Source organism: Enterobacter sp. SA197, from assembly GCF_054131575.1.
The window spans coordinates 3,385,215-3,399,809 of sequence record NZ_CP096393.1 but is presented as its reverse complement, the minus strand read 5'-3'; the positions used below and the strand labels follow the sequence as shown (position 1 = coordinate 3,399,809).

13 protein-coding genes are annotated in these 14,595 nt (G+C 55.4%); 11 read left to right on the top strand and 2 right to left on the bottom strand.

Going from position 1 to position 14,595, the window contains the following annotated elements:
• The first annotated feature begins 2 nt into the window (after positions 1-2).
• The 8 genes from nuoG to nuoN all read left to right on the top strand — a co-directional run bounded on the left by nuoG (position 3) and on the right by nuoN (position 10,194).
• Positions 3-2,729: an NADH-quinone oxidoreductase subunit NuoG gene (gene nuoG / locus M1D91_RS16005; protein ID WP_437430718.1), complete on the top strand. Its 2,727-nt coding sequence runs from the start codon at positions 3-5 to the stop codon at positions 2,727-2,729.
• Complete coding sequence (nuoH, locus tag M1D91_RS16000) at positions 2,726-3,703, top strand: NADH-quinone oxidoreductase subunit NuoH (protein WP_437430719.1); 978 nt, start codon at positions 2,726-2,728, stop codon at positions 3,701-3,703. The genes nuoG and nuoH overlap by 4 nt, the downstream gene beginning before the upstream one ends.
• A 13-nt stretch (positions 3,704-3,716) precedes the next feature.
• Positions 3,717-4,259 (top strand): NADH-quinone oxidoreductase subunit NuoI, encoded by a 543-nt coding sequence (gene nuoI, locus M1D91_RS15995; RefSeq protein ID WP_437430720.1) that lies wholly within the window; start codon positions 3,717-3,719, stop codon positions 4,257-4,259.
• An 11-nt stretch (positions 4,260-4,270) separates the two neighbouring features.
• Positions 4,271-4,825, top strand: a complete 555-nt coding sequence (gene nuoJ / locus M1D91_RS15990) for an NADH-quinone oxidoreductase subunit J (RefSeq protein ID WP_437430721.1) — start codon at positions 4,271-4,273, stop codon at positions 4,823-4,825.
• Complete coding sequence (nuoK, locus tag M1D91_RS15985) at positions 4,822-5,124, top strand: NADH-quinone oxidoreductase subunit NuoK (RefSeq protein WP_002463445.1); 303 nt, start codon at positions 4,822-4,824, stop codon at positions 5,122-5,124. Before nuoJ ends, nuoK begins: the two co-directional genes overlap by 4 nt.
• The gene (nuoL, locus tag M1D91_RS15980) at positions 5,121-6,962 is read left to right on the top strand and encodes an NADH-quinone oxidoreductase subunit L (protein WP_437430722.1); all 1,842 of its coding nucleotides are present in this window, start codon (positions 5,121-5,123) and stop codon (positions 6,960-6,962) included. The genes nuoK and nuoL overlap by 4 nt, the downstream gene beginning before the upstream one ends.
• A gap of 238 nt (positions 6,963-7,200) precedes the next feature.
• Positions 7,201-8,730, top strand: coding sequence for an NADH-quinone oxidoreductase subunit M (nuoM, locus tag M1D91_RS15975; protein WP_437430723.1), 1,530 nt, complete (start codon positions 7,201-7,203; stop codon positions 8,728-8,730).
• Positions 8,731-8,736: 6 nt separating this feature from the next.
• Complete coding sequence (gene nuoN / locus M1D91_RS15970; protein WP_437430724.1) at positions 8,737-10,194, top strand: NADH-quinone oxidoreductase subunit NuoN; 1,458 nt, start codon at positions 8,737-8,739, stop codon at positions 10,192-10,194.
• Positions 10,195-10,260: 66 nt separating this feature from the next.
• Here nuoN and M1D91_RS15965 read toward each other — a convergent pair whose 3' ends face one another.
• Together M1D91_RS15965 and rnz are read right to left on the bottom strand one after the other, a co-directional pair.
• Positions 10,261-11,286, bottom strand: a complete 1,026-nt coding sequence (locus tag M1D91_RS15965) for a chemotaxis protein (protein WP_437430725.1) — start codon at positions 11,284-11,286, stop codon at positions 10,261-10,263.
• Positions 11,287-11,363: 77 nt separating this feature from the next.
• Entirely contained in the window at positions 11,364-12,281 is a 918-nt protein-coding gene (rnz, locus tag M1D91_RS15960) for a ribonuclease Z (protein ID WP_437430726.1), read from the bottom strand.
• A 72-nt stretch (positions 12,282-12,353) separates the two neighbouring features.
• Between rnz and M1D91_RS15955 the strand changes: the two genes are divergently transcribed.
• The 3 genes from M1D91_RS15955 (at position 12,354) to menF (ending at position 14,557) form a co-directional block, all read left to right on the top strand.
• A complete protein-coding gene (locus tag M1D91_RS15955) occupies positions 12,354-12,815 on the top strand; it encodes a GNAT family N-acetyltransferase (RefSeq protein WP_437430727.1) in 462 nt (153 codons plus the stop codon).
• Between the two features lie 54 nt (positions 12,816-12,869).
• Positions 12,870-13,172 (top strand): stress response protein ElaB, encoded by a 303-nt coding sequence (gene elaB / locus M1D91_RS15950; RefSeq protein WP_437430728.1) that lies wholly within the window; start codon positions 12,870-12,872, stop codon positions 13,170-13,172.
• Between the two features lie 86 nt (positions 13,173-13,258).
• Positions 13,259-14,557, top strand: coding sequence for an isochorismate synthase MenF (menF, locus tag M1D91_RS15945; RefSeq protein WP_437430729.1), 1,299 nt, complete (start codon positions 13,259-13,261; stop codon positions 14,555-14,557).
• Positions 14,558-14,595: the final 38 nt, after the last annotated feature.

Below are 14,595 nucleotides of genomic sequence, written 5' to 3'. Positions count from 1 at the left end.
TAATGGCTACGATTCATGTAGACGGCAAAGAATACGAGGTTAACGGTGCGGACAACCTGCTACAGGCATGTCTCTCACTGGGCCTTGATATTCCTTATTTTTGCTGGCATCCGGCGCTGGGCAGCGTGGGTGCGTGCCGCCAGTGTGCGGTGAAGCAATACCAGAACGCGGAAGACACGCGTGGTCGCCTGGTGATGTCCTGTATGACACCGGCAACCGAAGGCACTTTTATTTCTATTGATGATGCAGAGGCGAAACAATTCCGCGAGAGCGTCGTAGAGTGGTTGATGACCAACCATCCGCACGACTGCCCGGTCTGTGAAGAAGGGGGCAACTGCCACCTGCAGGATATGACGGTCATGACCGGTCATAGCTTCCGCCGTTATCGTTTTACGAAGCGTACCCACAGAAACCAGGACCTGGGGCCGTTTATTTCTCACGAAATGAACCGCTGCATCGCCTGCTACCGCTGCGTGCGTTACTACAAAGATTATGCTGATGGCGTGGATCTGGGCGTTTATGGCGCACATGACAACGTCTACTTCGGTCGCCCGGAAGACGGGGTGCTCGAAAGCGAGTTCTCCGGTAACCTGGTTGAAATCTGCCCGACCGGCGTATTTACCGACAAGACGCACTCCGAGCGTTACAACCGTAAATGGGACATGCAGTTTGCGCCAAGCATCTGCCAGCAGTGTTCTCTGGGCTGTAACACCAGCCCCGGTGAGCGTTACGGTGAACTGCGTCGTATTGAAAACCGTTATAACGGCTCCGTGAACCACTATTTCCTCTGCGACCGTGGCCGTTTTGGCTATGGCTACGTGAACCTGAAAGACAGGCCGCGTCAGCCGGTTCAGCGTCGTGGCGATGATATCATCACCCTCAACGCCGAGCAGGCCATGCAGGGCGCAGCAGATATCCTGCGTCAGTCCAAAAAAGTGATTGGTATTGGTTCGCCGCGTGCAAGCGTTGAAAGCAACTTCGCCTTACGTGAGCTGGTGGGCGCTGAGAACTTCTATACCGGTATCGCGAAAGGCGAGCAGGAACGCCTGCAGATGATGCTCAAAGTGCTGCGTGAGGGCGGTATTCGTACCCCGACCCTGCGCGAAATTGAGTCTTATGATGCGGTGCTGGTTCTGGGTGAAGACATCACGCAAACCGGCGCACGTGTTGCGCTGGCGGTGCGTCAGGCCGTGAAAGGCAAGGCACGCGAAATGGCAGCGGCGCAAAAGGTAGCTGACTGGCAGATTGCCGCCATCCTGAACATTGGTCAGCGTGCAAAACATCCGCTGTTTGTCACCAACGTCGACACTACCCGTCTGGACGATATCGCCGCGTGGACCTACTGCGCACCGGTTGAAGATCAGGCGCGACTGGGTTATGCCATTGCCCATGCACTCGATGAAAATGCCCCTGCAGTAGAGGGCATCAGCCGTGATCTGCAAAACAAAATCGACGTCGTGGTTCAGGCGCTGGCTGGCGCGAAGAAACCGCTGATTATCTCCGGCACTAATAACGGTAGCGTGGATGTCATTCAGGCGGCGGCTAACGTTGCCAGGGCACTGAAAACGCGTGGTGCGGACGTCGGCGTCACCATGATTGCCCGTTCTACCAACAGCGTCGGGCTTGGCATGATTGGCGGTGGCTCGCTTGATGAGGCGCTGAACGAACTGGAAACCGGTGCGGCAGATGCCGTGGTGGTGCTGGAAAACGATCTGCATCGTCATGCGTCCGCCACCCGTGTGAACGCCGCGCTGGCTAAAGCGCCGTTGGTACTGGTTATTGACCATCAACGCACGGCGATTATGGATCATGCGCATCTGGTGCTCTCCGCTGCCAGCTTTGCAGAAAGTGACGGCACGGTTATCAACAATGAAGGCCGCGCGCAGCGCTTCTTCCAGGTGTATGACCCGTCCTATTACGACAGCAAAAACATCATGCTTGAAAGCTGGCGCTGGCTGCACTCCCTGCACAGCACGGTGCAAAACCGTGAGGTGGACTGGACGCAGCTTGACCATGTGATTGATGCCGTTGTTGAGAAGCTGCCGCACCTGGCCGGCATCAAAGATGCAGCACCTGATGCAAGCTTCCGCATTCGCGGTCAGAAACTGGCGCGTGAACCGCACCGTTACAGTGGCCGTACTGCGATGCGCGCCAACATTAGCGTGCACGAACCGCGTCAACCGCAGGATAAAGACACCATGTTCGCCTTCTCAATGGAAGGGAACAACCAGCCATCCGCACCGCGCTCGCAAATTCCATTTGCCTGGGCACCAGGCTGGAACTCACCGCAGGCGTGGAACAAGTTCCAGGCTGAGGTCGGGGGGCACCTGCGTCATGGCGATCCTGGTGTGCGTCTGTTTGAAGCCTCGGAAAGTGGTCTCGATTACTTCACTCACGTACCCGCGAGCTTCGAAGCGCAGGACGGGCAGTGGCTGATCGCCCCTTACTATCATCTGTTTGGTAGTGACGAAATGTCTCAGCGCTCCCCGGTCTTCCAGAGCCGTATGCCGCAACCCTATATCAAACTCAACCCGGCCGATGCCGCGAAGTTGGGGGTGAATGCCGGTGCGCGTATCTCCTTTAGTTACGACGGCCAGACGCTCAGCCTTCCGCTTGAGCTGTCCGAAAAGCTGACGGCAGGGCAGGTTGGTTTACCGATGGGCATGCCGGGCATCGCGCCGGTGCTCGCGGGTGCTCGTCTTGAAAATCTGCAGGAGGCGCAAGCATGAGTTGGTTAACACCGGATGTTATCGACATTCTGTTAAGCATCCTGAAAGCGGTCGTCATTTTGCTGGTGGTGGTCACCTGTGGCGCGCTCATGAGTTTTGGTGAGCGTCGTCTGCTGGGGCTGTTCCAGAATCGTTACGGACCGAACCGCGTAGGCTGGGGTGGCTCACTCCAGATCGTCGCGGACATGATCAAGATGTTCTTCAAAGAAGACTGGGTGCCGAAATTTACGGACCGCATGATCTTTACCCTTGCGCCGGTCATTGCATTCACCTCGCTGCTGCTGGCCTTCGCTATCGTTCCGGTCAGCCCTAACTGGGTGGTTGCCGACCTCAACATCGGGATTTTGTTCTTCCTGATGATGGCCGGCCTCGCGGTGTATGCGGTGCTGTTCGCGGGCTGGTCGAGTAACAACAAATACTCCCTGCTAGGGGCAATGCGTGCATCTGCGCAAACCCTGAGCTACGAAGTGTTTCTTGGCCTCTCCCTGATGGGCGTAGTGGCGCAAGCCGGTTCCTTTAATATGACCGACATCGTCAACAACCAGGCTGATATCTGGAACGTCATCCCGCAGTTCTTTGGTTTTATTACCTTTGCGATTGCCGGCGTGGCAGTGTGTCACCGCCATCCCTTTGACCAGCCCGAAGCCGAGCAGGAGCTCGCTGATGGTTACCACATCGAATATTCCGGTATGAAATTCGGTCTGTTCTTTGTCGGGGAATACATTGGGATTGTGACCATCTCAGCATTGATGGTGACGCTGTTCTTCGGTGGCTGGCACGGCCCGTTCTTACCGCCATTCCTCTGGTTCGCGATCAAAACCGCGTTCTTTATGGTGATGTTCATTTTGATTCGCGCAGCGTTACCCCGTCCTCGTTATGACCAGGTAATGTCTTTCGGCTGGAAAGTCTGCCTGCCGCTGACGCTTCTCAATTTGTTGGGCACGGCGGCTGTCATTCTCTGGCAAGCGCAATAAGGGGCTTAAGACCATGACTTTAAAAGAAATACTCGTGGGCTTCGGCACCCAGGTGCGCAGTATCTGGATGATCGGCCTGCATGCGTTTGCTAAACGCGAAACCCGTATGTACCCGGAAGAGCCGGTCTATTTACCGCCGCGCTACCGTGGACGTATTGTTCTGACCCGTGACCCGGATGGTGCCGAGCGCTGTGTTGCCTGTAACCTGTGTGCGGTCGCCTGTCCGGTAGGGTGTATCTCCCTGCAAAAAGCAGAAACCAAAGACGGACGCTGGTATCCGGAGTTCTTCCGCATCAACTTCTCACGCTGCATCTTCTGCGGTATGTGTGAAGAGGCGTGCCCGACGACCGCTATCCAGCTGACGCCGGATTTTGAAATGGGTGAGTACAAACGTCAGGATCTGGTTTACGAAAAAGAGGATCTGCTGATCTCCGGTCCGGGCAAATACCCGGAATATAACTTCTACCGGATGGCAGGTATGGCAATCGACGGCAAAGATAAGGGCGAAGCGCAGAACGAAGCCAAGCCTATCGACGTCAAGAGCCTGTTACCGTAAGGAGAGGGGCAATGGAGTTCGCTTTTTATATCTGTGGCCTGGTTGCCATCCTGACGACACTGCGGGTGATAACCCACACCAATCCGGTGCACGCTTTGCTGTACCTGATTGTGTCGTTGCTGGCTATTGCAGGGGTCTTCTTCTCATTAGGTGCCTACTTTGCGGGTGCGCTGGAAATCATCGTTTACGCAGGGGCCATTATGGTGCTGTTTGTGTTCGTGGTGATGATGCTCAACCTGGGCGGTTCTGAAATCGAACAAGAACGCCAGTGGCTGAAACCGCAGGTGTGGATTGGCCCGGCCATCTTGTCGGCTGTTCTGCTGGGCGTAATCATTTACGCCATTACCGGCATTAATGACCAGGGTATTGACGGTACGCCAATTGGCGCGAAAGCCGTCGGTATCACGCTGTTTGGACCTTATGTCCTCGCAGTAGAGCTGGCGTCAATGCTGCTGTTGGCGGGTCTGGTTGTGGCCTTCCATGTTGGTCGTGAAGACCGACAGGGTGAGGTGCTGAGCAACCGTACGGACGATCGCCCGAAAAGAAAAACGGAGGAGCATGCATGATCCCCTTACAACATGGACTGATCCTTGCCGCGATCCTGTTTGTTCTCGGGCTGACGGGTCTTGTCATTCGACGCAACCTGCTGTTTATGCTGATTGGTCTTGAAATTATGATCAATGCGGCCGCCCTGGCATTTGTCGTGGCGGGCAGCTATTGGGGCCAGACCGACGGTCAGGTGATGTACATCCTCGCCATTAGCCTCGCCGCTGCGGAAGCAAGCATTGGCCTGGCGTTGCTGCTGCAACTCCATCGTCGCCGCCAGAATCTGAATATCGATTCAGTAAGTGAGATGCGTGGATGAACATGCTCGCCTTAACCATTATTTTTCCTTTAATTGGCTTTTTGCTGCTCGCCTTCTCTCGTGGACGCTGGTCTGAAAACCTCTCTGCCACGGTGGGAATGGGTTCTATTGGCCTGGCGGCTCTGGTCACCGCCATTGCAGGCGTGGATTTCTTTAACAACGGTCGTCAGGTCTTTACGCTGCCGTTGTGGACCTGGATGTCCGTTGGCGATTTCAACATCAGCTTTAGCCTGGTGCTGGATGGCCTGTCGCTGACCATGCTTTCCGTGGTCACTGGCGTCGGCTTCCTTATCCATATGTTCGCCTCCTGGTATATGCGCGGTGAAGAGGGGTATTCCCGCTTCTTCGCCTACACCAACCTGTTTATCGCCAGCATGGTGATTCTGGTACTGGCGGATAACCTGCTGCTGATGTACCTCGGCTGGGAAGGGGTGGGTCTGTGTTCCTATCTGCTGATCGGGTTCTACTACACCGATCCGAAGAATGGTGCCGCAGCCATGAAAGCGTTTGTCGTGACCCGCGTGGGTGACGTCTTCCTCGCCTTCGCACTGTTCATTCTTTATAACGAACTGGGCACCCTGAACTTCCGGGAGATGGTTGAACTGGCACCGGCGCACTTCGCAAACGGCAACACGATGCTGTGGTGGGCGACGCTGATGCTGCTGGGCGGGGCGGTTGGTAAATCCGCGCAGCTGCCGTTGCAGACCTGGCTTGCCGATGCGATGGCGGGTCCGACACCTGTTTCAGCGCTTATCCACGCGGCTACCATGGTCACCGCCGGGGTCTACCTGATTGCCCGTACTCACGGCCTGTTCCTGATGACCCCGGAGATTCTGCATCTGGTAGGTATCGTCGGGGCAGTGACCCTGGTGCTGGCAGGTTTTGCTGCGCTGGTTCAAACCGACATCAAACGCGTTCTCGCTTACTCCACCATGAGCCAGATTGGCTACATGTTCCTGGCGCTGGGCGTGCAGGCATGGGATGCGGCGATTTTCCATCTGATGACGCATGCGTTCTTTAAAGCGCTGCTGTTCCTCTCGTCTGGTTCGGTGATTCTGGCCTGCCACCACGAGCAGAACATCTTTAAGATGGGGGGTCTGCGTAAATCCATTCCGCTGGTTTACGCCTGCTTCCTGGTGGGTGGCGCGGCGCTGGCGGCCCTGCCGTTGATTACCGCAGGCTTCTTCAGTAAGGATGAAATCCTTGCCGGGGCTATGGCAAACGGACACATCAACCTGATGGTTGCAGGGCTGGTCGGTGCGTTCATGACCTCGCTCTATACGTTCCGTATGATTTTCATCGTCTTCCACGGGAAAGAACAAATTCATGCGCATGCAGGGAAGGGGATAACCCACCATCTGCCACTGATTGTGCTGCTGATTCTCTCTACCTTCGTGGGCGCAATGATTGTACCGCCGTTGCACGGTGTTTTGCCTGAAACGACTGAGCTTGAGCATGGCCATGTGATGATGCTTGAAATCACCTCGGGTGTGGTGGCGATTGCTGGCATCCTGATTGCTGCGTGGCTGTGGCTAGGCAAACGTACGCTGGTGACATCTGTTGCCAACAGCGCACCGGGCCGCCTGCTGGGTACCTGGTGGTACAACGCCTGGGGCTTCGACTGGCTCTACGATCTCATCTTCGTGAAGCCGTTCCTCGGCATTGCGTGGCTGCTGAAGCGTGACCCGCTGAATGCCTTGATGAACATCCCGGCCATCCTTTCTCGCTTTGCAGGCAAAGGTCTGCTGCTTAGTGAGAGTGGGTATTTGCGCTGGTATGTGGCATCCATGAGCATCGGGGCCGTCGTGATTCTGGCGCTGTTGCTGGTATTGCGTTGAGTTTGTTGGCTTGCCGGATGGCGCTGCGCTTATCCGGCCTACAAACCCATAACTATTTTAGAATTCGTTGAAAATCTGTTCCTGAAGTACAGGCGTCATCGGCGAAGTCAGACCGGAGACCGCCAGCGCAGAGCAACCGGAGCGTACTTGAGTACGTGAGGAGTGCGAGCACTGCCGGGATTCGGGCTGGCAAGCGAGACAGCCTGAGCAGGAGTAAATATAAGGGACATACTTAGCTATGTTATTACCCTGGTTGATATTAATTCCCTTTATCGGCGGCTTCCTGTGCTGGCAGACCGAACGCTTCGGCGTGAAGCTGCCGCGCTGGATAGCGCTGATTACCATGGGACTGACGCTGGCGCTTGGTCTGCAACTGTGGTTGCAGGGCGGCTATTCACTGACGCAATCTGCGGGTATCCCACAGTGGCAGTCGGAGTTTTTACTCCCCTGGATCCCGCGCTTTGGCATCAATATCCATTTAGCGCTGGACGGTTTGTCCCTGCTGATGGTGGTGCTGACCGGCTTCCTCGGCGTTCTGGCGGTACTGTGTTCCTGGCGTGAGATCGAAAAATACCAGGGCTTCTTCCACCTGAACCTGATGTGGATCCTTGGCGGCGTCATTGGCGTGTTCCTTGCCATCGATCTGTTCCTGTTCTTCTTCTTCTGGGAGATGATGCTGGTGCCGATGTACTTCCTGATCGCACTCTGGGGCCACAAAGCCTCTGACGGGAAGACACGTATTACCGCAGCCACTAAGTTCTTCATCTATACCCAGGCGAGTGGTCTGGTGATGCTGATTGCGATTCTGGCGCTGGTACTGGTGCATCACAACGCGACGGGCGCCTGGACCTTCGATTATGAAGATCTGCTGAAAACGCCTATGTCTTCTGGCGTGGAATATCTACTGATGCTCGGCTTCTTTATCGCCTTCGCGGTGAAAATGCCGGTGGTACCATTGCACGGCTGGCTGCCTGACGCGCACTCGCAGGCACCCACCGCAGGTTCCGTTGACCTCGCCGGTATCTTGCTGAAAACCGCGGCCTACGGTCTGCTGCGCTTCGCGCTGCCGCTGTTCCCGAACGCTTCGGCAGAGTTTGCGCCTGTCGCCATGTGGCTGGGTGTGATTGGTATCTTCTACGGCGCATGGATGGCGTTCACCCAGTACGACATCAAACGTCTGATTGCCTACACCTCCGTTTCCCACATGGGCTTCGTACTGATTGCTATCTACACCGGTAGCCAGTTGGCTTACCAGGGTGCGGTGATTCAGATGATTGCGCATGGTCTGTCCGCAGCGGGTCTCTTCATCCTGTGCGGCCAGTTGTACGAGCGCCTGCATACTCGTGATATGCGCATGATGGGTGGACTCTGGAGCAAGATTAAGTGGTTGCCTGCACTCTCCATGTTCTTTGCCGTTGCCACGCTCGGGATGCCGGGGACGGGTAACTTCGTTGGCGAGTTCATGATCCTGTTCGGTAGCTACCAGGTGGTTCCGGTGATCACCGTCATCTCCACCTTTGGCCTGGTGTTTGCGTCTGTTTACTCACTGGCGATGCTGCATCGCGCTTACTTCGGTAAAGCAAAAAGCGAGATTGCCAGTAAAGCGTTGCCAGGGATGTCACTGCGAGAGCTGTTGATGATTCTGTCGCTGGTTGTACTTCTGGTACTGCTTGGCTTCTATCCGCAGCCGATTCTGGATACCTCGCATTCTGCGATGAGTAATATCCAGCAGTGGTTTGTTAATTCTGTTTCTACTACAAGGCCGTAAAGCGCTATGACTTTAACCACACAACACCTGATTGCGCTGCTGCCGCTGCTGATCGTCGGATTGACGGTGGTGGTTGTGATGCTCTCCATAGCGTGGCGACGCAACCATTTCCTCAATGCCACGCTGTCAGTGGTGGGCCTGAACGTTGCGTTAGTCTCCCTCTGGTTTGTTGGCCAGGCGGGGGCGATGGACGTCACGCCGCTGATGCGCGTCGATGGCTACGCCATGCTCTACACCGGGCTGGTACTGTTGGCGAGCCTCGCCACCTGTACCTTTGCTTATCCGTGGCTGGAAGGCTATAACGACAATAAAGAAGAGTTCTATCTGCTGGTGCTGATTGCGGCACTGGGTGGGATACTGCTCGCCAATGCAAACCATATGGCCTCGCTGTTCCTCGGTATTGAACTTATCTCTCTGCCGTTGTTTGGCCTGATTGGCTATGCCTTCCGTCAGAAGCGTTCGCTTGAAGCGAGTATTAAATACACCATCCTGTCAGCGGCTGCCTCGTCATTCCTGCTGTTTGGTATGGCGCTGGTCTACGCACAGTCCGGAAGTCTGTCGTTTGTCGCGCTGGGCAAAAGCCTCAGTGGCACTGCGCTGCATGAACCGCTGTTGCTCATTGGTCTGGGTCTGATGATTGTGGGACTCGGCTTTAAACTTTCGCTGGTCCCCTTCCATCTGTGGACGCCAGACGTATACCAGGGTGCTCCTGCCCCGGTTTCCACCTTCCTGGCGACAGCGAGTAAAATCGCTATCTTCGGTGTGGTGATGCGTCTTTTCCTGTATGCGCCGGTAGGCGACAGCGAAGCCGTCCGCCTGGTGCTGGGTATCATCGCCTTCGTTTCCATTATCTTCGGGAACCTGATGGCGCTGAGTCAGACCAATATCAAGCGTCTGCTCGGTTACTCGTCCATTTCTCACTTAGGTTATCTGCTGGTGGCGCTGATTGCCCTGCAAAGCGGTGAGATGTCGATGGAAGCAGTGGGTGTTTATCTGGCGGGTTACCTCTTCAGCAGCCTCGGCGCCTTTGGTGTGGTGAGCCTGATGTCCAGCCCGTATCGCGGTCCGGATGCAGAGTCGCTTTACTCCTACCGTGGTCTGTTCTGGCACCGTCCGATTCTGGCGGCTGTAATGACCGTGATGATGCTGTCACTGGCCGGTATTCCGATGACGCTGGGCTTTATCGGCAAGTTCTACATTCTGGCAGTGGGTGTACAGGCGCACCTGTGGTGGCTGACAGGGGGCGTGGTTCTCGGCTCCGCCATTGGTCTTTACTACTACCTGCGCGTGGCCGTGAGTCTCTATCTGAATGCGCCGCAACAGCTCAACCGTGATGCGCCTTCTGACTGGCAGTACAGTGCAGGTGGTATCGTGGTGCTGATCTCTGCGCTGCTGGTGCTGCTGCTCGGTATTTACCCGCAGCCGCTCATCTCGCTGGTCGCGCTGGCGACACCGCTGATGTAACCCAGCTCAGTAAATAAAAAACCGCCGGTTCCGGCGGTTTTTTTATGCTCTGAAGACGCTGCGAATTTATTTAGCCAACAGCGGTTTCGCCATGATTTTCTGTCCACTGACCAGCGGCCCGCTGATGCGGCTCGCGGAACGCTCAAGCACTTCCTGAATAACGGAAGAGAGTTCGTTAATTTCAAATTTGGCCACGTAGCCATCAGCCTGGACTTTACGCACGTGATCCTCGTTCGCGCTGCCGGAGAGCGATGAGTGGATAACCACCGGAATTTGCTTAAGGCGTGGATCGCTTTTGATCAAACGAGTCAGGGTAAACCCATCCATCTCCGGCATCTCAAGGTCAGTCAGTACCATAGAGATCTTATCGCTGATTGGTACCCCTTCGGCGTCGGCCTGCTGGCTCAGAACCTGAATACGTTCCCACGCATCTTTCCCGGTAATATGCATGGTGTTGGGGATCTGCATGGCCTGCAGACCTTTATCCAGCATCGCGCGCGCTACCTTTGAGTCTTCCGCCACGATAGCGACGGCACCAGGCTTGATGTTGAATTTCTTGTCCGGGATATGGTTGCCGTGCAGATCATGATCGGCCGGTGAAATGTCATACAGGATCTGTTCCACATCCAGCACCATCGCCAGGTTGTTGCTGTCTTTATCTTCATCAAGGCAGGCAATACTGGTGATGTAATGGCCGTTGATGGCCTTCTCGGCGGTGTGTACCTGCTTCCAGTCCAGACGGATGATGTTCTCGACCGACTCAACGGCAAACGCCTGCACGCTGCGCGCATATTCGGTGATCAACAAAATATTGAGACCGGTGGCTGGCTTACAGCCCGCGACTGCCGCAAGGTCGATGACCGGGATGACCTGATCGCGAATATTGACCATCCCCATCAAAGGCGGTTTCATTCCGGCCGGACGGGTAAAGGTTGGCATAGGAACAATTTCGCGCAATTTGAAAACGTTTATGCCGAAAAGCTCCGACTTTTCATCATTCAGTGAGGCACCAAGACGAAACAGCAACAGCTCAAAACGGTTCGACAGGGTGAGATTCGCCCTGTCATCGATATCTTTCTGGAAATTATCCATCGTGCCCTCAGTGTGAAATGCCTGCGTTAATACTGTTATCGGCACAATGTGCAAAAAGTAGAGTGCGCAATATCACATCACAGAGGAACAATCTGAAAATCTTTTGCAAGCCGGGTATCGCGGAATATCGCCTGACACTCCTGGAGCAAACGCTGCGCCCCTTCTTCATCGTAACGGGAGCTGAGATGGGTAATCACAAGCTCTCTGGCTCCGGCATCCGCTGCCAGCTGTGCCGCCTGGCGGGACGAACTATGACCGCGACTGTTTGCTTTCTCTTCCATCGCCTGTTCAAGGGTGGCCTCGTGCACCATAAGATCGACCTCGCGTGCAAGCTCAAGAGCTGCCGGGCAGGGGGCAGTGTCCCCGAAAATTGTCACTGTCTTTCCCGCCACTGGCGGGGCAAGGAAATCTTCACCTCTGATGGTTCGGCCGTCGTCGAGGGTGACGGTTTCCCCTTTTTTAAGTTTCTGGAATAGCGGGCCAGGCGGGACGCCCCATTCAATCAATGCCTGCGCATCGAGCGCGCCCGGTTTGTCATATTCTTCAATACGATAGCCATAGCATTCAACCGGATGATTCAGCGCTCGTGCGCTGACGCGGCGTAAACCATCATCCAGCACCAGACCTTCGCTGATTTCAACTATGGTCAGCGGATAATCGGTCCAGGAGCCGCTCAGACGAAGCGTCGTATCGACAAACGCCTTGATGCCTTTGGGGCCATAGATGGTCAGGGGCTGAACGTTACCCGCCATCGACCGACTGCACAGCAGCCCCGGCAGACCAAACAGATGATCGCCGTGCAGATGAGTGATGAAGATGTTGTCCAGCTTGCCTGGATTAAACGCCGTATTGAGCAGTTGATGTTGGGTGCCCTCACCGCAGTCAAATAACCACAGCCCGGCTCGGGTAGGGTGCTGAAGGTTGAGGAGAATAGCCGAGACATTACGGCTTCGGGTGGGCACGCCAGCGGAGGTGCCTAAAAAAATCAGTTCCACAGGAGATGACGTCCTTTGCGTTTAAAGCGAGAGTTTTAGTATAACGGGGTCAACGCTAATAAGGAGCACAACATGATTCGCTGGCAGGACCTGCACCATTCTGAATTAACCGTGGCCGAACTCTATGCCCTGCTCAAACTGCGCTGCGAGGTATTTGTTGTGGAACAAGCCTGCGCCTATGCCGACGTAGACGGTGAAGATCTTGTGGGAGATAACCGTCATCTGCTCGGCTGGCAGGATAATGCGCTGGTGGCGTATGCGAGGATTCTGAAAAATGACGACGATACGGCGCCAGTTGTGATTGGTCGGGTGATTGTCAGCCATACAACTCGCGGTGAAAAAACCGGTAGTCAACTGATGGAACGCGCCCTGGCGGTCTGCCAGCAACACTGGCCGCAACACGCGCTATATCTGGGTGCGCAGGCACATTTGCAACACTTTTATGGTCGATTTGGCTTTGTAGCCGTAACCGAGGTTTACGAGGAAGATGGTATCCCTCACGTCGGAATGGCGCGAGAAGGAGGCCAGGCGTAACCCAAAGGGATTGTCTATAGTTTAGCGGACAGGTTCACAACATGGAGATAACTGATGTCTAATCAATTTTATGATTCACGTATCGATGACGACCTGGCCCTGCTGAGCGAAACGCTGGAAGAAGTCCTGCGCTCATCGGGCGACCCCGCTGACCAGAAGTACATTGAGCTTAAAGCTCGTGCTGAGCAGGCGCTGAGTGACGTTAAAAATCGCGTCAGTAACGCGTCGGACACCTATTACTATCGGGCTAAAAAAGCGGTTTATCGTGCGGATGATTACGTGCACGAAAATCCGTGGCACGGTATCGGTGTTGGTGCCTCGGTCGGTCTGGTGTTAGGCCTGTTGTTGCGTCGCTAACCAAAAAGTCCCCTCCCTCTACGGGGGTACTCCTCTTTATGGCGTACACCCCGTATAATGTGCGGTTTTAGAAGGGAGGGGGTTGCGTGCTGTCTGTTTCTGCTGCGCTTGAACTTTTGCTGGAAAAATTATCAGGCGACCTTGCGCATTCGCCTGGCCTGCAGGTGTTTGATGTTCCCTTCGCGCTGAATGACGCGTTTGACCCACTCTCCTGGCTGGCAGGGCAGCGAACCTGGCCGCAATTTTACTGGCAACAACGCAGTGGTGAGGATGAAGCCGCCGCCCTCGGTGCAGTGTTACGCTTTCCATCACTTCCCCTTGCACAACACTTTCTTCGCGATCATCCTGAACACGATCTACGCATCTGGGGACTGAATGCCTTTACCCCTTCGCAGGGAGACTTATTCCTTCCTCGCCTCGAATGGCGCAGGTCAGGCGGGCACGCCTCACTCCGGCTCATTGTCAACAATGATGCTCAGCAGGCCACGGATGTGCAGAGCGCCAGAGCTTTTCTCGCCGCTCTCGTGAGCGCCGTCCCCCTTCCTGACGTCCGACAACCTTTGCTGGAACAGAACCATACGCCTGACCAATCTCACTGGGAGCATCTGGTGGCACAGGCCACCTGCGCTATTCGCGACGGCGTCATGGAAAAAGTGGTGCTTGCCCGCACGACGGACCACCGTTTTTGCCGACCCGTTAATGCCGCTGCATTGATGGCCGCCAGTCGGCGGTTAAACCATCACTGCTTCCACTTCTATATGGCGTTTACGGCCCAGGAGGCCTTTCTGGGCTCCTCACCAGAGCGTTTATGGCGTCGGCGGGGGAGTGCTCTGCGCACCGAAGCCCTGGCCGGGACCGTGGCCAGTCATCCGGACGATGTTCAGGCGCAAGCGCTGGGCAACTGGTTGATGACGGACGATAAAAATCAGCGGGAAAATATGCTGGTGGTGGAGGATATCTGCCAGCGTTTACAACCCGTGGTATCCACACTGGATATCCTGCCAGCGCAGATTATAAGGTTGCGCAATGTGCAGCATTTACGCCGCTGCATCTGGACCGAGTTTGCAAGCGAAGATGATGCAGAGTGTCTGTTTCTCCTGCAGCCGACGGCGGCGGTAGCTGGCTTGCCAAGAGCGGCAGCGCACTCGTTTATCCGGCAGGCGGAACCTTTTGACCGCGAATGGTATGCCGGTTCAGCAGGGTATCTCTCATTACGCGAAAGTGAATTTTGCGTCGCCCTACGTTGTGCAATGATTAAGGGTGACAATGTGCGGCTTTATGCCGGTGCGGGGATAGTGGCCGGCTCCGATCCGGCACAGGAGTGGCAGGAAATCGAGAATAAGGCGGCGGGACTGCGATCTTTATTGGTGTTGTCGCACGCATAACCGACCCATATCAAAAATCCATCGTTTTCGATTCTTTA

Excerpts from the sequence above, each read along its gene's own strand:
- M1D91_RS15955 (WP_437430727.1), top strand. The coding sequence starts at position 12,354 with ATGATTCGCTGGCAGGACCTGCACCATTCTGAATTAACCGTGGCCGAA.
- nuoL (WP_437430722.1), top strand. The coding sequence starts at position 5,121 with ATGAACATGCTCGCCTTAACCATTATTTTTCCTTTAATTGGCTTTTTG.
- M1D91_RS15965 (WP_437430725.1), bottom strand. The coding sequence starts at position 11,286 with ATGGATAATTTCCAGAAAGATATCGATGACAGGGCGAATCTCACCCTG.
- nuoJ (WP_437430721.1), top strand. The coding sequence starts at position 4,271 with ATGGAGTTCGCTTTTTATATCTGTGGCCTGGTTGCCATCCTGACGACA.
- nuoH (WP_437430719.1), top strand. The coding sequence starts at position 2,726 with ATGAGTTGGTTAACACCGGATGTTATCGACATTCTGTTAAGCATCCTG.
- elaB (WP_437430728.1), top strand. The coding sequence starts at position 12,870 with ATGTCTAATCAATTTTATGATTCACGTATCGATGACGACCTGGCCCTG.
- nuoM (WP_437430723.1), top strand. The coding sequence starts at position 7,201 with ATGTTATTACCCTGGTTGATATTAATTCCCTTTATCGGCGGCTTCCTG.
- nuoN (WP_437430724.1), top strand. The coding sequence starts at position 8,737 with ATGACTTTAACCACACAACACCTGATTGCGCTGCTGCCGCTGCTGATC.
- nuoI (WP_437430720.1), top strand. The coding sequence starts at position 3,717 with ATGACTTTAAAAGAAATACTCGTGGGCTTCGGCACCCAGGTGCGCAGT.
- nuoK (WP_002463445.1), top strand. The coding sequence starts at position 4,822 with ATGATCCCCTTACAACATGGACTGATCCTTGCCGCGATCCTGTTTGTT.
- nuoG (WP_437430718.1), top strand. The coding sequence starts at position 3 with ATGGCTACGATTCATGTAGACGGCAAAGAATACGAGGTTAACGGTGCG.